This is a genomic window from Halobacillus sp. HZG1, from assembly GCF_035818575.1.
Taxonomy (GTDB): domain Bacteria; phylum Bacillota; class Bacilli; order Bacillales; family Halobacillaceae; genus Halobacillus; species Halobacillus litoralis.
In genome coordinates this window covers 1-16573 of record NZ_JAYLVQ010000040.1, presented here as the reverse complement: position 1 = coordinate 16573, position 16573 = coordinate 1, and the positions used below count along the sequence as shown (strand labels likewise).

General features: G+C 41.7%; 20 protein-coding genes. 8 read left to right on the top strand and 12 right to left on the bottom strand.

What is annotated here, in order from left to right; genetic code table 11:
- Nucleotides 1-318 precede the first annotated feature (318 nt).
- From nadE to msrA, 4 genes are all read left to right on the top strand, one after another.
- Nucleotides 319-1059 carry an NAD(+) synthase gene (nadE, locus tag VKA52_RS06105; RefSeq protein WP_326314562.1) on the top strand — a complete coding sequence of 247 codons (741 nt, stop codon included), beginning with the start codon at nt 319-321 and terminating at the stop codon, nt 1057-1059.
- Nucleotides 1060-1078: 19 nt separating this feature from the next.
- Entirely contained in the window at nt 1079-1636 is a 558-nt protein-coding gene (locus VKA52_RS06100) for an isochorismatase family cysteine hydrolase (RefSeq protein WP_160916386.1), read from the top strand.
- Between the two features lie 380 nt (nt 1637-2016).
- Entirely contained in the window at nt 2017-3924 is a 1908-nt protein-coding gene (locus tag VKA52_RS06095; protein WP_326314561.1) for an endonuclease MutS2, read from the top strand.
- An 87-nt stretch (nt 3925-4011) separates the two neighbouring features.
- Nucleotides 4012-4698: a peptide-methionine (S)-S-oxide reductase MsrA gene (msrA, locus tag VKA52_RS06090; RefSeq protein WP_326314560.1), complete on the top strand. Its 687-nt coding sequence runs from the start codon at nt 4012-4014 to the stop codon at nt 4696-4698.
- A 314-nt stretch (nt 4699-5012) separates the two neighbouring features.
- Here msrA and VKA52_RS06085 read toward each other — a convergent pair whose 3' ends face one another.
- Genes VKA52_RS06085 through VKA52_RS06075 form a run of 3 tightly spaced genes read right to left on the bottom strand, consistent with a single transcriptional unit; the run spans nt 5013 to nt 6276 of the window.
- Nucleotides 5013-5327, bottom strand: a complete 315-nt coding sequence (locus tag VKA52_RS06085) for a DMT family transporter (RefSeq protein WP_160916392.1) — start codon at nt 5325-5327, stop codon at nt 5013-5015.
- 2 nt (nt 5328-5329) lie between these two features.
- The gene (locus tag VKA52_RS06080) at nt 5330-5677 is read right to left on the bottom strand and encodes a DMT family transporter (RefSeq protein WP_160916394.1); all 348 of its coding nucleotides are present in this window, start codon (nt 5675-5677) and stop codon (nt 5330-5332) included.
- A gap of 14 nt (nt 5678-5691) precedes the next feature.
- On the bottom strand, nt 5692-6276 hold the full coding sequence (locus tag VKA52_RS06075) for a TetR/AcrR family transcriptional regulator (protein ID WP_326314559.1): 585 nt from the start codon (nt 6274-6276) through the stop codon (nt 5692-5694).
- Between the two features lie 216 nt (nt 6277-6492).
- On the opposite strand from VKA52_RS06075, the gene VKA52_RS06070 reads away from it, so the two are divergent.
- The 3 genes from VKA52_RS06070 to VKA52_RS06060 all read left to right on the top strand — a co-directional run bounded on the left by VKA52_RS06070 (nt 6493) and on the right by VKA52_RS06060 (nt 10170).
- Nucleotides 6493-6696, top strand: coding sequence for a hypothetical protein (locus VKA52_RS06070; protein WP_089653914.1), 204 nt, complete (start codon nt 6493-6495; stop codon nt 6694-6696).
- 195 nt (nt 6697-6891) lie between these two features.
- A complete protein-coding gene (locus tag VKA52_RS06065) occupies nt 6892-7635 on the top strand; it encodes a PAS domain-containing protein (RefSeq protein WP_160916398.1) in 744 nt (247 codons plus the stop codon).
- 381 nt (nt 7636-8016) lie between these two features.
- Nucleotides 8017-10170 carry an ATP-dependent helicase gene (locus VKA52_RS06060; RefSeq protein WP_326314558.1) on the top strand — a complete coding sequence of 718 codons (2154 nt, stop codon included), beginning with the start codon at nt 8017-8019 and terminating at the stop codon, nt 10168-10170.
- 75 nt (nt 10171-10245) lie between these two features.
- On the opposite strand, the gene VKA52_RS06055 is transcribed toward VKA52_RS06060, so the two are convergent.
- Nucleotides 10246-10713 carry a hypothetical protein gene (locus VKA52_RS06055; protein WP_160916402.1) on the bottom strand — a complete coding sequence of 156 codons (468 nt, stop codon included), beginning with the start codon at nt 10711-10713 and terminating at the stop codon, nt 10246-10248.
- 294 nt (nt 10714-11007) lie between these two features.
- Between VKA52_RS06055 and VKA52_RS06050 the strand changes: the two genes are divergently transcribed.
- Nucleotides 11008-11406 (top strand): GNAT family N-acetyltransferase, encoded by a 399-nt coding sequence (locus VKA52_RS06050; RefSeq protein ID WP_160916404.1) that lies wholly within the window; start codon nt 11008-11010, stop codon nt 11404-11406.
- Between the two features lie 26 nt (nt 11407-11432).
- On the opposite strand, the gene VKA52_RS06045 is transcribed toward VKA52_RS06050, so the two are convergent.
- From VKA52_RS06045 to sigY, 8 genes are all read right to left on the bottom strand, one after another.
- Nucleotides 11433-11930 carry a DUF6241 domain-containing protein gene (locus VKA52_RS06045; protein ID WP_160916406.1) on the bottom strand — a complete coding sequence of 166 codons (498 nt, stop codon included), beginning with the start codon at nt 11928-11930 and terminating at the stop codon, nt 11433-11435.
- A 100-nt stretch (nt 11931-12030) separates the two neighbouring features.
- Nucleotides 12031-12801, bottom strand: a complete 771-nt coding sequence (locus VKA52_RS06040; protein ID WP_326314557.1) for an SDR family NAD(P)-dependent oxidoreductase — start codon at nt 12799-12801, stop codon at nt 12031-12033.
- Between the two features lie 158 nt (nt 12802-12959).
- Complete coding sequence (locus VKA52_RS06035) at nt 12960-13733, bottom strand: ABC transporter permease (RefSeq protein ID WP_160916504.1); 774 nt, start codon at nt 13731-13733, stop codon at nt 12960-12962.
- Nucleotides 13711-14631, bottom strand: a complete 921-nt coding sequence (locus VKA52_RS06030; protein WP_326314556.1) for an ABC transporter ATP-binding protein — start codon at nt 14629-14631, stop codon at nt 13711-13713. The genes VKA52_RS06035 and VKA52_RS06030 overlap by 23 nt, the downstream gene beginning before the upstream one ends.
- On the bottom strand, nt 14628-14849 hold the full coding sequence (locus VKA52_RS06025; RefSeq protein ID WP_237417561.1) for a PLD nuclease N-terminal domain-containing protein: 222 nt from the start codon (nt 14847-14849) through the stop codon (nt 14628-14630). Before VKA52_RS06025 ends, VKA52_RS06030 begins: the two co-directional genes overlap by 4 nt.
- Nucleotides 14850-14892: 43 nt before the next feature.
- On the bottom strand, nt 14893-15117 hold the full coding sequence (locus tag VKA52_RS06020; RefSeq protein ID WP_326314555.1) for a sigma-Y antisigma factor component: 225 nt from the start codon (nt 15115-15117) through the stop codon (nt 14893-14895).
- Entirely contained in the window at nt 15114-15434 is a 321-nt protein-coding gene (locus VKA52_RS06015; RefSeq protein WP_160916411.1) for a YxlC family protein, read from the bottom strand. Before VKA52_RS06015 ends, VKA52_RS06020 begins: the two co-directional genes overlap by 4 nt.
- Nucleotides 15424-15942 carry an RNA polymerase sigma factor SigY gene (sigY, locus tag VKA52_RS06010; RefSeq protein ID WP_326314554.1) on the bottom strand — a complete coding sequence of 173 codons (519 nt, stop codon included), beginning with the start codon at nt 15940-15942 and terminating at the stop codon, nt 15424-15426. The genes VKA52_RS06015 and sigY overlap by 11 nt, the downstream gene beginning before the upstream one ends.
- Between the last annotated feature and the right edge of the window lie 631 nt (nt 15943-16573).

The following is a 16573-nucleotide window of genomic DNA, read 5'->3' as shown; positions in this document are numbered from 1 at the left end:
ATTTTTAAGTAGTGGTTTCGAGAACCATACTTGGTTAAGGGGCGGAGGGGAATGGCGAGACTCCTGCGGGAAAAAAGTGCTTGGTGAGACCCCACAGGACGCAGTCCGAGGAGGCTCACCGCGCTCCCGCGGAAAGCGAGCTATTCCCCTCCGCCCCATCCACTCAGCATAAGTCTCGAAACTGAGTCTTTAAGAAACCTGCCATTTACTTTAATAACTCTCTAGTATAGTTATTTCCTATAATAAAGCTTTAGGTTTATATTTTCCCTTTTAAAGGAAAGCAATCCTTAGATTGTAAAATGAAGGGAGTTATTGAAAATGGAAGAAAGAATTGAGCATTTGACTAATTGGCTGAGGACGAAGACAGAAGAAGCAGGTGCTGACGGTCTTTTGGTCGGTATAAGCGGTGGTATTGATTCTGCAGTGGTGTCCTACTTGATTAAGCGAGCGTTCCCTGAAAATTCCTTAGGTGTAATACTTCCAATTAATAAAGGGGTGGAAGACCAAACCGATGCTTTGGCTGTTGTAGAAGGAGCAGAGCTTAATTATGTTGGTATTGAATTGACGGATGCTTATCAAACCACTTACGACACCATTAAGAACCAGCTGAATGAAAAAGGGGATTGGAATGACGAGAAGTCTCAGCTGGGTGGTGCGAACCTTCAAGCCCGTCTGCGGATGAGTACGCTTTATGCTGTTGGAAACAACTATAACTACCTTGTTGTAGGTACGGATAATGCTGCAGAAGATTATACCGGCTACTTTACGAAATACGGAGATGGGGGAGTGGACCTTGTTCCTCTGATCAATTTAAGAAAAGAAGAAGTGAAGGAAATGGCCGAGGCACTGAATGTCCCGGACTCGATCGTTCATAAAAAACCGAGTGCAGAACTTTGGGAAGGGCAGACAGATGAAGAAGAACTGGGGATGTCTTATGATACGATCGATGCTTATCTGAGAGGGGAAAAGATCGATCCCGAAGATGAAAAGAATTTAAAAGAACTTCACAAGAAGACTGAACATAAACGGCGGGTTCCTGCAGGCCCCGAACGCTTCTAAGGAGAGTGATTATAGAATTATGAGCCAGGATACAGCACTCATCATCATTGATATGATTAATAAAATGGATTTTGATGGTGGAGAAAACCTACTAGAAAACAGTCTTCCTGTCGCAAAGCGTTTGAGTGAATTCAAAAAAGAGGTCAAACAGCAAGGCATGCCAGTGATTTATGTGAATGATAACTTTGGGCTTTGGCAGGACAATGCAACTGAATTGTTGGAAGAATGTAAAAAGGGGATAGGAAAACCTGTGGTTGAACAAATGGAGCCTGATGAAGATGATTACTTTATTATTAAACCGAAGCATTCGGGCTTTTTTGGAACACAGTTAAGTATTCTCTTAGACCATCTAGAGGTGAAGAACCTTATTTTGACTGGAGTAGCCGGTGATATCTGTGTCATTTTTACAGCGAATGATGCTTATATGAGGGAATATAATATTTGGGTGCCGGAAGACGGGACAGCGTCTGAGTATAAGGATGATAATAAAAATGCTTTAAGAATCGTGAAGCGATCTTTAGGTGCTAGAACAGATTCCTTAGATCTCTCCCTTATAAATGATATTTTCAACAGTTGACAGTAGGGAGTACCTGTCATATATTATAAGGGAACACAGGTGATGGTTTCACGAATGTAACTTTAAACCCGTGAAGGAGAAATGATTTATGAGTGTGGTTGTTCTTAACTAATCCATGAACTGGATACGTCCTGAAAAAAGTGTGCGAAAGCATGCTTGGTTTGTTATACCCTTTTTCAGGAACAGTTAAGAACAAGCATAAGCATAGCTGGATAAAACGATCCTAAAAGCTATGACTGGCTTATTCAGTCATAGCTTTTTTTTCGTACATTCGTGGAACTGCATTCTTTATGAGTCCCTACGGAGTCCGCAGCGAGCTATCTTTAGCTTGGTGCGGACTTTTTTTGTAATCACCTGTCAAAATGAGGAGGAAAAAAACATTGAATAAGCAAACATTTGAAAGTTTAGGTTTGAACAATATTTTAACAAGAGTCAGTGACTTTGCTCATACAGATCGAGGGAAAGAAACTATTCTGCATTTGGAACCATCCGATGACCAAAAGATGTTGGAAAGGAAGCATGAGGAGGTCAAAGAGGCAAGAACCATAATCGATAGTCACAGTCATGTGCCTATTCATACTCTTGGTGACATTCAGGTCATGATTGATCAAGGGAACAAAGGAATCTATATCCGGCCGCAGCAATTTGGTTCCCTTGTCTCATTTCTTGAGCATTGTACAAAATTGAAACGGTTTATGAGAGATAAACAGATTCTAGCCCCGACCATTTCTTTGTATGTCGATTCCATCGCGGATTTATCTCAATTGGAAGAAGAGATTTATGGGAAAATCCGCCATGGGCAAATCGATGAGTCTGCATCGAAAGAGTTAGGAAAGCTGCGTAGAAAAATTGACAAAACTCTCAGCGACATGAAAACGAGGATGGAAAGTTCAGCTAAAAAGTACAGTTCTTTTCTTCAAGAGACGAGACCGGTGGATAAAGGAGGTCGGTTGACCCTTCCTGTCAAAAGAGAGAACCGATCCAAAGTGAAGGGGGTCATCCTTGATCAATCTTCTTCTGGAGCGACGCTCTTCATAGAACCTGATGAAGTGACGTCCCTTCAAGAGCAAGTCGGGCTTTTGAAAATGCAGGAAGAGCAGGAGGTGGAAAGGATTCTTTATGCCTTGACCGCCTCTGTACTGGAAAAGGAATATGAGTTGAATATCGCTATGGAAACGATGCACCAGTATGATGTTCTTTTTGCAAAAGCGAAATACAGCAAATTGATTGATGGTCATTCACCGTCCTTTTCACAAGGGGAGATTGAGATTAGAGAGGGGCGTCATCCTCTACTAGGGGAAAAAGCCGTCCCTCTGAATCTCCATATGGGTGTGGAGGATCAAGCTCTGCTTATTACTGGACCAAATACAGGCGGGAAGACGGTAACGTTAAAAACCGTGGGCTTGTTTTGTTTGATGGCGCAATGTGGACTGCCGATTTCTGCACAACCCGGTACCAGGTTACCACTTTTCCAACATGTGTTTGTTGATATTGGTGATGGGCAGAGCATTGAAGAGAATTTGAGCACCTTCAGTTCAAGGCTCACGAATTTAATTCACATCCTGCAACAAGCGAATGATCATTCATTGTTACTACTGGATGAAATCGGTTCTGGAACAGATCCTGGTGAGGGGATGGGTTTAGCCACAGCTATTCTGGATCAGCTCGCCAATAAAGGCTCCACCATTTTGGCGACCACTCACTATAGTGAGATGAAAACGTATGCCATGGAGAAAGAGGGCTTCATGAATGGAGCGATGGAATTTGACTTGGAAACCCTCAAGCCTACCTACCAGCTGCAAATAGGGACAGCTGGAAAGAGTCAGGCGTTTGATATCGCATATAAATTAGGGCTCCATCCGGAAATCCTCAATCATGCTTATGGCATCACATATAAGCAAGATGGGGACTTTACGCAAGAGGATAAGCTTTTAAAAAATCCGTCCTATGCTAAGCAGATAGCGATCAATAGGTATAGACAAAAACGTAAATCTCAGAAGAAAGAGAAAGCTGAATTTCAAATGGGGGACAATGTATGGATTCCTGCAGAAGAGGAAATGGGTATTGTTTATAAAGGCCCGGATGCCCTCGGGAATTATATCGTCCAAGTGAAAGGAGAAAAGAAAGAGTACAATCATAAATGCTTGAAACTCCATATTTCAGCCGATGAACTTTATCCAGAGGATTATGATTTTGATATTATTTTTAAATCTAAGGAATACAGAAAAATTAAAAAAGTAATGGATCGGAAACATGTAGATGGCTTAACTTTGGAAGATGAAGAATAGGATTACACATCGCGAAAGAGTCAGCATTTCAACTGCCACAGATGAACATGTTATTCTGAAATAAACACCCAAAAGAGGGGGGAGACTGTGAAGAAGCGGACAAAATGGGTCATCATTATAGCTGTACTTTCCATCATTGCTGTTCTTGCCATCCCGGAAGCTTATGCCTATTTAACAAAAAGAAATTATGATAGTGAAGCTGTTACAGCACAGGAAATACCTGATGGATACGAGGTGGCGACTCTGGCTGGAGGGTGCTTTTGGTGTATGGAGCCTCCATTTGAAAAATTGAAAGGTGTCCATAGTGTCATATCCGGTTATACGGGAGGGGAAACAGAAAATCCTTCTTATGATGAAGTATCGTCCGGAGGTACGGGCCATATTGAGTCTGTGCAAGTCTACTATGATCCAGATGTCATCTCCTATGAACAGATTCTCGATGTTTTCTGGAAGCAAGTCAATCCGACCGATGACGAAGGTCAGTTTGTGGATCGAGGGTACCAATATACGACCGCTATTTTTTTTCACACACCTGAACAGCAGGAAATCGCTGAGCAATCGGAACAAGACCTCCAACATTCAGGTCGCTTTCAGAAAGAATTAGTCACTCCGATCAAGGAAATGGGAGAATTTTATAAAGCGGAGGAATATCACCAGGATTATTATAAAAAAAATAAACTGCGCTACGATTTTTATCGTGGAAACTCCGGCCGTGATCAATATTTAGAAGAAAAATGGGGAGAGGACTTAGAAGTGAACCTTCCTAAGAAATAACCTTTCTCCCTCGACATCTTTCTCTTATACCAAAACAAACCCCCTTCGCTTCCGCGAAGGGGGTTAAATTATTGATATTCAATAACTCTCTGTTTCTTTAGGAATGGAAGGATTCGCATCCGTATCCATACTTGTATAGCCCACATAACTAAAACCGATGACGATCATCATAAGAATGGCTAATAAAATTCTTCTCATTACATTTCCTCCATCACTACAAAACGACAGAAAAACAAGTGTTTTGTCGAATCTTGTAGATTGTTGCTTACTCTATTGTAATCGCTCGAAAATAAGATTACAAGCCTATCATAAGTCTATGAAACCATTTTTAAGCCGATGACTCCGGCAACGATACAAGTAATGAACAACAGACGTTTCCGGTTCGCTGGTTCCTTAAAGAAAAATATGCCCAGCAGCACGGTACCCGCTGACCCGATTCCTGTCCATATTCCATAAGCTGTTCCTATTGGAAGATCTTTTAGAGATAAAGAAAGGAAATAGAAGCTTGCCGCACCTGCAAGGATGGCCATGAACGCCGGCTTCCGTTTTTGAAAGCCATCCGACAACTTTAAGAAGAACATTGCCGTCATTTCTCCTACTCCAGCCATCATTAAGAAAACCCATGCCATACTTATCCCTCCTGTTGTAGCTGTTCTGTATTATTTGTCTCAGACATTTTTAAACCAATAATCCCTGTAATTAAAAGCATAATAAAAAAGACTTTCCCAGCTCCGCCTCCGTCGCCAAGAAAGATCATCCCGATTAAAGCTGTACCTGCTGCGCCAATCCCTGTAAATATCGCATAACCTGTCCCGATATCAATCACTTTTAATGCTTTTGTAAAGAAAGTGAAGCTGATTACGATACAAATGACGGTAATGGTTGAAAAGAGAGGATCTGTGAATCCCTTTGACAATTTCAAACCAACAGCCCATCCAATTTCAAAAAAAGCACCGAAGAATAAATAAATCCATGCCATCGTTTCATCCCTCCCTAATGCTCGGGGTTCTTAATGCCAAGCCAGAAAATCTGCCAGCTTGCTTCTTGCCTTTCTTCAAAAACATCCCGGTCATAAAAATTTTCTTCCAGAAACAAACCGTCAACTAACGTATAAAAAGCAGATGTTAGCGTATCTGTAGAAAGAGGGCGGATAATTTTCATCTCTTTTCCACGTTCAAATACCGGTCGGATGATCTCAGTCATGCAGTCTTCTACCATCAAGAATACCTTCTTAATTTCATCTGCGAATTCTTCGGGAGGAAAAAAGGTGACACGCTTGAAGAACATGCCTTCTGTTGAATGAGCCATATGTTCCAGGTAAACACGATAGATCTCGTGAAGATGATCAGGCACTGAGTCCTGCTGCATAGCTTCTGCTTGATTCATCAAATGACTCTTTTCTCTCTCTCCCACGTCATATAGAACATGAAGAAAGATATCTTCTTTATTATCAAAATGGTTATAAAGAGAAGGTTTCTTTATTCCGACTGCCTCCGCAATATTGGCAAGGGTCGTATTTTCGTACCCATAATTGGCAAAGAGCTTTAGACTCTCATCAATAATCGTTTCTTTTGTCACTCAGCTCTCTCCTTTCACTAACTAACGTTTGTTAGTTTTATTTTATCACGGTACGTGATCATTGTCCAGAACTCTAAATTCGACATGTTTAGTCATGAATAATGAAGGGAATGCTTTGTAATAAGAGGTCTTATACCATAATGGGAAATGGTTAGAAAGAAGGCGCATATTAGTTCTTCCAGGTGCCTGACACTAAAACAGAAGGGGATTGAATCGGTGAACCAATATAAACTGGATCGATACGAAGGGGCTTATGCGATTTTGGTCGAAGAATCCGAATTTAAGAATGAACTTTCTGTACTCAGAGAGAGGCTAAGCTTTGTAAAACCAGGTGATTATGTTGAAATAGAATTCGATTCCATAGGTAATTTAAAACATGTAGCCATCTTGTCTAAGTGTGACAAAATGGAAAAAGCTTAAGAAGAAGTGCGTCAGCGGCTCAGCTCTTGAACCGTTGCCGCACTTCTTTTTTGACTAATATCCTGCCATTATGTTGAAGATATGGAAGGCTATTGATATTCATTCATAATATTTAGATAATAGTGTCGAATTACCTTGCATTTCTCTTCTATATCCTCATAATAAAAGTAAGAGATTTGTACTGGGGGGATTCTCATGCTATTAAGGAATGCGATGGACCTTTTGGATGAGGGAGTGCTGATTAGTGATGAAGAATACACAATCACCTATGTCAACCCTGCCTATGTTAGGATGTTCCAATTACAGGAAGAACGCATTGTTGGAGAGAAACTCAATCATGTGTATCCGGATTTGGCACCAGAGAAAAGAATCCTATCTAAGTCTATTAAAGAAAAAAAAGATATAGACTTTGAAGGAATGGAGTTTCAGTGGCAGGGGATGGACATGGTGCTGCACATTTCTACAAAACGTTTCACTCATGAAGGAGAAAGCTTTATTCTCATCCGTATTTTCAATATGACGGAGCAGTCGAAAAGAGAGAAGGAGTTAATCCATATGATTGAAGAAATGACTGCTAATATTGTGACCATTGCTAAAGGTTATGCCCTTTTACCATTACAGCCCATTTTAAGAGAGGAACAGCGTCATATCTTATTAGAGAGGGTACCAGTTTTATGTCAGGAACAGAATGTGAGTCGACTGGCGATCCAGTTTTCGGGCATTACTTCGATTGATGAAGAATGGGCGGTCCTTTTGAAAAACCTGATGATGAGCCTTAAGTTGTTGGGCATAGAAGTTGTTCTTGCCGGCATGCGTCCACAGGTAGTAATGGAATTTGCGCAAAATCATATCCAACTTGATGGTGTCCGTACATTTATGAACGTGCAGCAAGCAACGAAGTATTTTTTGGAAACAGGGTTGAAGCCGAACTTCAAATAAATACAGTGACATGCATGTTTGTTGCTGGGCTTCTATATCCACCTCGATTCAAAAGAGTTTTAAAAAAACAGGTTCATTTCCCTTTCTCAACCGTCTAAAATCATCATACGACCATACGTTTAAAACCCCATAAAAATCACCATCGATACCCAAGTATTGCTTTCCTTATAAAAAAAACTTGATTGATTGTAAGAACAATGTGTCTTCTTCCTCCTTCATTAATTTAAGGACTAGTGGGCTTTTTCGCCTTTGAAATCTTTAAGTGAGATTTTTCCTCTCACGTGTTTTTTATCGCCTTTCTTTCATCTATAAAGAACCATACACACTCTCTGCTTTCTAGTGTGCTATAATACAAACAAATGTTCTTGAAAGGTGATCGATATGGAAGAACTATTGGACGGACTAAATCCATCCCAACAAGAAGCGGTCGTATCTACAGAAGGTTATGTTCGTGTCATCGCTGGGGCAGGTTCCGGCAAGACACGAGCCTTAACTCATCGGTATGCTTTCATCGTGAATGAGCTCGGGATCGACCCTGCTAATATGCTGTCTGTGACTTTTACAAACAAAGCAGCCCATGAAATGAGACGGCGGGTGAAGAAATTGATTGGTGGAGAGCAGGACACAGGGTTTATAACTACGTACCATGGATTTTGTGTACGTGTCCTGCGTGAAGACATCCACCGTCTCTTTTATCCGAAGAATTTTGTCATTTTGGACGTGGAGGATCAGAAGATTCTATTGAGAGAGATCTTTGAAGATATGGGATTAAAGCTCAATGACAAAACGTTCAAAAGAATTCTTGATAAAATTGGTATTCTTAAAGGAAACACACATTATGTCCAACAAATGATTCTCCGTGGAGCCATGCCTTCTGTAGAAGATTCAGGTGACCTCGACAGTCAGATTATTCAACAGTACCTCAAGAAGCAGAAGCGGGTGTACGGGTTGGATTTTGATGATTTACTCAATTTTGTTTTCACTCTTTTTGAGCAGAATAAGGAAGTGCTTGAAAAGTGGCAGGATCGACTTTTTTACATACAGGTCGATGAATTTCAGGACAGCAGCTTTAAACAATTCGAACTTGTGAAGATGTTGTCAGAAAAACAGGGGAATCTCTTCGTCGTTGGTGATCCCGATCAAACGATCTATGAATGGCGGGGCGCAGACCCTAAATATATGGTAGACTTTGAAAATTACTTTCCGGATGCTCAGACCATCTTTTTGAAGGAAAACTATCGTTCCACACCTGAGATTCTTTCTCTAGGAAACGCCTTAATCCGTAACAATTATTTCAGAGTGGATAAGGATATGCTTCCTGTAAATCCTCATGGTGTGAAAGTGGTGCATTATCATGGCAAGGATGAGATAAAAGAAGCAAAATGGATCGTGAATCGTATTAAACAGCTCGTGGAAAATAAGAAAGCGAATTTGAGTGAGATTGCCATTTTGTATCGAGCGAATTATTTATCCCGTTTCGTAGAACAGGAACTCATAGCTGAAAATATTGAATATACGATTTTCGGAGGATTTAAATTTTTTGATCGTCTGGAAATTAAGGATGCCCTCGCTCACTTGAAAATGATCGCTTTTCAGGATGATTTGTCTTTCAGTCGTATTATCAATGTACCAAAGCGTCAAATTGGAAAGAAGCGGATGGGTTTTCTCAGGGAAAAGGCGGAAGAGGAGGGGAAATCCCTCTATGAAACACTGAAAAAATATGTGGATCATGATCGATTGAGGCGCACAGGCGCAAGCACTTTCATCGAGGCCATTGAGTATTTGAAGGGAATTCGCAGCAAAAGAAAAGTATCAGAACTGCTGCAGGAAGCCATGCAGGTGACAGGATACGAAGCTTATCGGCGGGAGGATGGAGATCAGGAGAGATTGGATAATATGACTGAACTCCTCCATTCCATCGTCCAGTATGAGCAGACGCTCGGAGAAGATATTGATTTGGACGAATATTTACAAATGGTTGCCCTCTACTCAGATAATGACCGGGCAGATCAGGTGGACTCCGTTAAACTCATGACCATTCATACAGCCAAAGGGTTGGAGTATCCTTATGTATTCGTTATTGGCATGTCAGAAAGTGTTCTCCCTAATGTTCGTGCAATCAGGCAGCGGAAAGAGAGAGGTCTGGAAGAGGAACGCCGGCTTGCCTATGTAGCCGTGACGAGAGCGGAACAGGAACTCTATTTAACTGAATCTGAGGGTTTTCAAAATGGAGGGCAAAAAAAATACCCTTCCCGTTTTATATTCGAAGTCGAAGATCACTTCTATGACCGTATCGGAGAATTGGATGCATCTCTTATTGAAGAAGCGAAAGAATATATTCGTGCTTCACATCGTCTGGAGAGAGAGCCTGCTGGTGACTATCTCGAAAAAGGCACCAGAGTCAAGCATCCGGTTTTTGGTGAAGGTTCTATCAAAGAAATCGATGAGAAGAAGAATAATTACCTGGTATTTTTTGATCGACTAAAAGCTCCGAGACCGATCAGCCGAAACTTTAAAAAACTAGAAAAACTATAAGGAAATCAGAAGACCCGTCACGTGTAAACGTGACGGGTCTTCTTTAGGAATCCCATGATATAGGGAGATAGAGTTTTATATAGCGTTTGCAATATTCATTGCATTTTCTGCCCGTTCCTCTTCAGGACCATAGTATTTAAGCTGATAGATGACGTCCAGATCTCCATCATACCATTCTACGAAAATGTGGTCTTTCTTTTCCTGGACACCAGCTACAGCTCCTGAATTTAGAGGGACCTGCATTTCGGATTCTTGAAGAATATTTTCCGGATCAAACAAGGTGCTCACCATGGCTTTATCTGAACCATCTGATACATAGAGGACCTCGACTCTTTTGTCTTCCACCTTTGACTCCACCTGGGTGACTTCGAAAGGCATATCTTCAGGAAGACCAAGCTTCTCCTTTTTCTCATCCGATAAGTCCTCCACCGGCTGAGCGAACGTCTGAGGATAAGCTGTTTTTAAATCCTCAAGCGATAAATTTTGAGAAGAACAAGCGGCGAGAAAAATCAATGTCGTGAACAGTAGTATTCTTTTCCACATGTTTTCCACTCCTTGAACAATAAAAGAAAAACTTCCGTTCACATTTTACCATACTTTCCTCCATCTGATGATTGAGAATTCTGATTTGTATCCCATCCTATCGCTGAATTTTGTTAGAGGTGCACGGAATTTTTGCGTGAATATTTAGAAGTATTTGAAAAATAGTCGAATTTTCTCATATAAATTGAAACGTTTAAGGGAATTAAACGTAATAAAGAGTAGATAAATAGAATCAAAAAGACTGGGTGACGGCTCAAAGGGGAAAATCTTAATCACAGTGAAAGGTAGGATGACATGGAATCTATTCAAATTCGTACGTTTCTTGAGAAAGATTTTGACGTTCTCCAGCAATTAAATGAAAAAGAAGGATGGAGCGGCCTTGTGGAACGTGGGGAGGAAACCCTATGCTCCTGGCTGAATTCAGAACCCGCTTTGGTGGCGGTTGTAAATCATGAAGCTGTCGGTTTTCTCCGAGGACTGACAGATGGGTCCATTACGTTGTATGTGTGCGATCTACTGGTGAAGGAAAGTTTTAGAAATCAGGGGATTGCGGAGAAATTGATTCAAACCGCTCACGAGTGCTATCCAAGTACCCGTGTGGAAATGCTGGCTTCAACAAAGTCGGAGGGATACTACGCAAATCAAGGGTACCGGTCCTTTTATGGATTCAGAAAATCTGCTGAAGAAATGTAAAAAACAACTGACCCGATGTAATCGGGTCAGTTGTTTTCTTTTATATACTCGGCTTCTTCCTCAGGACTGAGGAGACGTTTGGCTTTTCCGATTGTACCACGCTGCATTTCCCAGATGGTGTTATGGTCAGCTACAGCGTTTGAATAATCTCCATCCGCCCATTTCATTAAAATTTGTTTATAAACATGCTTATTAGTTAACTCATTCGTTTCTAAATGTTCGAGCAGCCAGGATATGCGAAGGGGGTGAATTTCAAAAAAGGTCCACTTTTCATCTGCTTTCACTTTTTGATGTGACATGGCATGAATGTATTCCTGATATTCCTTGTCCGTTAACTCCGGTCCGGAAATCTCTCCTCCAAAAGGATTTTTCCCATCTCTCTCATAGGCTCTCAGTTCTTCTGCATTCACTGTTCCGGTTACACCCTGCGCTGTGGATGCCCCCTGAGTTTGTACATACAAATAGGCTCCTGTCACCGCACCAATACATAGGCAGAATGAAAACCATACAATTAATCTCTTCATGTACAGCCCCCTTAAAAGTGTTTACCAGTAATTTCTATTATATAGGAAGGGGGAGAGTAGAAAAAGAGAATCGTCGTAAATAAACTTGTATGACCTCTCCTTAGCTATCGACATAATGAGCTAATTTAGCTGCGAATGATCGTGGGATGAGCTTGGAGGCATAGGCCAAACCCTGGTTCATCATGCCGGGGATAACCACACGTTTTCCTTTCACAAACCCAAGAAATCCAGACTTGGCTACCGATTCCGGGGACATAGTACTGTTTACAAGTTTCGTATGCTCCGCTCTTGCTGCTTTGAAGAAGTTGGTATCTGTTGCACCCGGACATAAGGTGGTAACCGTTACACTTGTATCTTTCAACTCTTCTACAAGAGCTTCTGAGAGGGAAAGGACGTAAGCTTTGGAAGCATAGTATACGGCCATTTTAGGACCAGGCTGAAAAGCTGCCGTGCTCGCTACGTTCAAGACTCCTTTAGGAATGGAGCGGAAGCGGGCGGCTTTAATCTCAGGTAAAAACAAGTGGGTCAGTTCAGTTAGGGCATTAATATTGACCTGCAACATTTTTTGTTGGTCTAATAATGGGAGGTCTTCAAATAGTCCATTCAAACCAAAACCAGCGTTATTGACAAGGACGGTGACGTTGAGGCCGAGCTCTTTCACCTTACTATACACAACTTCAGCTGCTCCTGGTTCTGATAGATCCTGAGGAATGATGGTGATTGGATGACCATCCAGTTCTTCTTTTAACTGTTGAAGTTTGTCTTCAGATCGTGCGACGACAATCAAGTTATACCCTGATTTAGCAAACAGACGGGCGAATTCGTATCCAATACCACCCGAGGCTCCAGTGATCAATGCAGTTGGCTTCATGAAAATCTCTCCTTTAACAACTTCTTATGCAATAGATGCTAATAGTCTATACCCTATTACCGCGAAGAACAAATCACACACCCGTTTCCCATACGTAACCAGACCAGGTCATCCAACATTTGGATGACCTGGTCTGGTAGGTTTAAGGTGGGTTTTGGCTATACAATCTCTCTTCGCTTCAGTGTCTGGATGGCTCCGAATAGAAGAGAAATGATTAACAGTATGGTGATCAGGGCAGCCATCCAAAGGTCTTGACCGACTTCTCCGCTTCTTAGTAAGGCAGGGAGGTGGGAAGTGATAGTTGTTGGGCTCCATTCCAATAGGTGGGAAAAAATACTTGTTATTAAATTTAATACAAGGATGATGCTGATCGTTAAGAATAAAACAACGCCGGGAATTTTCGTCCATGTGTTCATGAAGAGACTAATACTGATGACGAGAATGATATACAAACTATAAAAAGCAGCTGTAATCAATGCATACATGAAGGATACGTCACCAAAAAGAAGTTGAACATAATACCAACTTGCTATTAAGCCGACAAAAATAGAGAGAAGGACGAGTGTGACATGAGCTGCCCATTTGGCTGTCACATAGGCAGTATAGGAGACCGGCTTTACAAGAATCAGCTCCGCCACTCCTGATTTTCGTTCTCCAGCAATCGTTCCCATTGTAATCAAAGTAATGACCAGCACTCCGAGTGTATTTATTTGGGAGATACTCATCATAAATACGTTCGCTGCCGGTGGTGTTGGAATATCAAAGACCGCTCCTTCTGGAAGCCCCCCTGTGGATTCGAGTATTTGAGGAAGATAATAGGTTGTCAAAGGATCCATAATGCAAAATAGAATGAAGACAAGAGGAACCCAAACCCATTTGTAATTTCTCGCGGATTCCAGGCATTCCTTTTTATAAATGGTCATCCATTGCATGTTCATTCACCACCTTCATGAATAGATCCTCAAGCGTCGTCTGTCCTACTTCAAAGAAAAGAAGCGGCCATTGTTCCTTGGTTACAAGCTCTAAGAGAACGTCACGAGCCTCTGTTACATTTTGTACATACACATGGATCTTTTGTTTTTGGACATCTGTATGCGTAACAAAAGGGAGCGTCTCCAGTTTCTCTTTGAATGGCTGTACGTTTCCTTCCAAACGAAGAGTAACCTTATCTACCTGGTGTCGTTCCTTGACGTCTTGAAGAGAGCCTGATTCTACGATCTCTCCTTTATGCATAAGAAGAATTTCGTCACTTGCTTCCTCTGCATCACTCAGGATATGTGTGGAGTAAAGGAGGGTCGCTTCCTGCTTTAATTCTTCCATCAAATTTAATACATCACGACGGCCGATGGGGTCTAAAGCGGACACCGGTTCATCAAGCAAAAGAACGCTTGGCTTGTGGATCATCGCCTGGGCAATTCCCAGTCTTTGCTTCATTCCCCCTGAGTAACTGGATATTTTTCGGTTTTTCGCATCCGCAATCCCGACACGCTCGACCAATTCTTCCGCTAGTTTTATAGATTCCAGCTTAGAGATTCGGGAAAGACGGGCGACGTAGTGAAGAAACTCTTTGCCGGTCATCCAATTGTGAAACTGTGGATGTTGGGGGAGGTAGCCGATATATTTGCGTATATCATCTCCTCCGCCGCTTGAAAGCTCCACTTGGCCCGAGGAGGGGTACATAAGTCCTGCGATCATTTTTAAAGTTGTCGTTTTCCCTGCGCCATTAGGTCCAAGCAAAGCGACACATTTTCCTTGTGATAAATCGAAGGTGATATTTTTCACCGCATTTTCTTTACCGAATGTTTTCGTTAGATTTTTCAGGTGAATCACGACTCATGACTCCTTCCAAAAATAAAATAAACGATGGGACCGATCGTGTTGAAAAATATGATAATAAGCGCCCATATCCATTTCGGTCCTTTTGTAGTTTCTGCACGGATTAAGCTTACAAGAGCCGTAATCATTAAAACGAGCTGGATGATGAGCAGGGGAGCGATGATCGCTAAATTTTCATTCATAAAATCAATGACGTTCTGTGTGAGTAACATGACAGCACCTCCTTATCGATTGTTTTTCTTACTTCTAGAAAATTTATGATTTCGTTACCGTTTCTTTCCTCGTCCACACTGTTTTCCATAAGATGAAAAAGATGATGCTTGGCACAGGGAATTGAATCAGTCCTACGACCCCCCACAACCAGGGAGCTTTTCCAATTTTTCTTGCTTTTAAAAATAGTATGGAACTTTGTGTGACTAAAAGGAGAACGACAAGAATCCATCCCCATAAAGGCATTTCTTCAGGTCCATAATGCTTCATTGCTGCATCTCCACCATTTCATAGCGCTCTTTATAAAAGTAGCGGATCAAGATGATAATGGAAGTGATTTGTGCGAAAACAAATAAAAAAGGAACATAGAATAAGCTGAAAATAAGGAAAGAAATAAAAATGAAAGCGATCCCCCACAAACAAGTCAATTCAAACCATAGTTGCCGGTACCAAAGGGCGGTCTGTTCTTCGATTAGATTCTCGAAGTAAGAGAGGGAGGGTTCTGTGAGTTCCATCTGTTCATCCGTGTGACGTGCTGCTTCCTGAAGCTTTCCTTCCAAATTTTGCGGCTTCTTTTCATTTGTCATCTGTTCTCAGCTCCTTTCGTAAATTCTCCAGTCCATAATGGACCCTTGACTTTACTGTCCCTACTTTCACCCTGGTCATTTTTGCAATATCTGTATACTCATAACCGTAATAATGCTTCAAGACGAGAGGGATCCGATGTTCGTCTTCAAGCTTCCATAAAGCCTCCTGGACCTCATGCCAATCACTTTCCAAAGAAACGGGGGAGCGGGGATATTCCTCCCGCAGTTTCTCATCCAGCTCATATTTTCTTTTTTGCTTTCGTTTGTAGTCCAAGTATGTGTGTGTAGCAATTTGGATCAACCATGTAGAAAACTTGGAGCGATGGTTATACTGATTGATCTTCTGGATGGTCTTGATTAGTGTGTCTTGTGTTACATCATAAGCCAACTGTTCATCACCGCTCATTTTCCATACGTATTTAACGATGAAGCTATAGTGTTTTTTCAGAAGTTCAGCAAGTGCCTGTTCATCTCCACCTTGTGCTCTTCTGATGAGATCCGAATCCATAAACATCCCTCATTTCGTTCCCTGACTATAAGACGTAAACTTTCTTCCATTCGTTCAAATATATATATAAAATTTCTACATTCTTATTTTTCATCATAATTGTATATAAAGGTCTCTGAAAATCACCTGAACAAATTTATTAAACAATATGGCAGGATTGTGGAAGACTTGATTTCGAGATGTTTGTGTGGATTTAGGGGCTCCGGGAAAAGGTTCGCTTTCCGTGGGCGAGTGATGAGCCTCCTTGAGCTAACGCTCTGCGGGGTCTCATCTACCACGCACTTCCCACAGGAGTCTCACCGTTTCCCTACGCCCCTTTGCCATATGAGGTTCTCGAAATCCCTCTTATATTACTTGCCTAAAACTGTTATAAATCCTGCTTAAACCGCGTTGATATAGGATTCTCAACCATAAAAGCTCCTATTGCTGAAAGGTAGTTTTGAGAGTTTCTTCCGGCAAGTGGGCGGAGGGGAATGGCGAGACTCCTGCGGGAAAAAAGTGCTTGGTGAGACCCCACAGGACGCAGTCCGAGGAGGCTCACCGCGCTCCCGCGGAAAGCGAGCTATTCCCCGTAGCCCCCATCCACTCAATAATAGTCTCGAAACTGAGTCTTCAACTAAAGGGAGCTTAT

What these genes read in the sequence shown, in the direction of transcription:
- nadE (WP_326314562.1), top strand. Translation starts at nt 319, where the DNA reads ATGGAAGAAAGAATTGAGCATTTGACTAATTGGCTGAGGACGAAGACA.
- VKA52_RS06065 (WP_160916398.1), top strand. Translation starts at nt 6,892, where the DNA reads ATGCTATTAAGGAATGCGATGGACCTTTTGGATGAGGGAGTGCTGATT.
- VKA52_RS06100 (WP_160916386.1), top strand. Translation starts at nt 1,079, where the DNA reads ATGAGCCAGGATACAGCACTCATCATCATTGATATGATTAATAAAATG.
- VKA52_RS06085 (WP_160916392.1), bottom strand. Translation starts at nt 5,327, where the DNA reads ATGGCATGGGTTTTCTTAATGATGGCTGGAGTAGGAGAAATGACGGCA.
- VKA52_RS06050 (WP_160916404.1), top strand. Translation starts at nt 11,008, where the DNA reads ATGGAATCTATTCAAATTCGTACGTTTCTTGAGAAAGATTTTGACGTT.
- VKA52_RS06080 (WP_160916394.1), bottom strand. Translation starts at nt 5,677, where the DNA reads ATGGCATGGATTTATTTATTCTTCGGTGCTTTTTTTGAAATTGGATGG.
- VKA52_RS06060 (WP_326314558.1), top strand. Translation starts at nt 8,017, where the DNA reads ATGGAAGAACTATTGGACGGACTAAATCCATCCCAACAAGAAGCGGTC.
- VKA52_RS06045 (WP_160916406.1), bottom strand. Translation starts at nt 11,930, where the DNA reads ATGAAGAGATTAATTGTATGGTTTTCATTCTGCCTATGTATTGGTGCG.
- VKA52_RS06025 (WP_237417561.1), bottom strand. Translation starts at nt 14,849, where the DNA reads ATGTTACTCACACAGAACGTCATTGATTTTATGAATGAAAATTTAGCG.
- sigY (WP_326314554.1), bottom strand. Translation starts at nt 15,942, where the DNA reads ATGGATTCGGATCTCATCAGAAGAGCACAAGGTGGAGATGAACAGGCA.
- VKA52_RS06040 (WP_326314557.1), bottom strand. Translation starts at nt 12,801, where the DNA reads ATGAAGCCAACTGCATTGATCACTGGAGCCTCGGGTGGTATTGGATAC.
- VKA52_RS06055 (WP_160916402.1), bottom strand. Translation starts at nt 10,713, where the DNA reads ATGTGGAAAAGAATACTACTGTTCACGACATTGATTTTTCTCGCCGCT.
- VKA52_RS06035 (WP_160916504.1), bottom strand. Translation starts at nt 13,733, where the DNA reads ATGCAATGGATGACCATTTATAAAAAGGAATGCCTGGAATCCGCGAGA.
- VKA52_RS06015 (WP_160916411.1), bottom strand. Translation starts at nt 15,434, where the DNA reads ATGACAAATGAAAAGAAGCCGCAAAATTTGGAAGGAAAGCTTCAGGAA.
- VKA52_RS06020 (WP_326314555.1), bottom strand. Translation starts at nt 15,117, where the DNA reads ATGAAGCATTATGGACCTGAAGAAATGCCTTTATGGGGATGGATTCTT.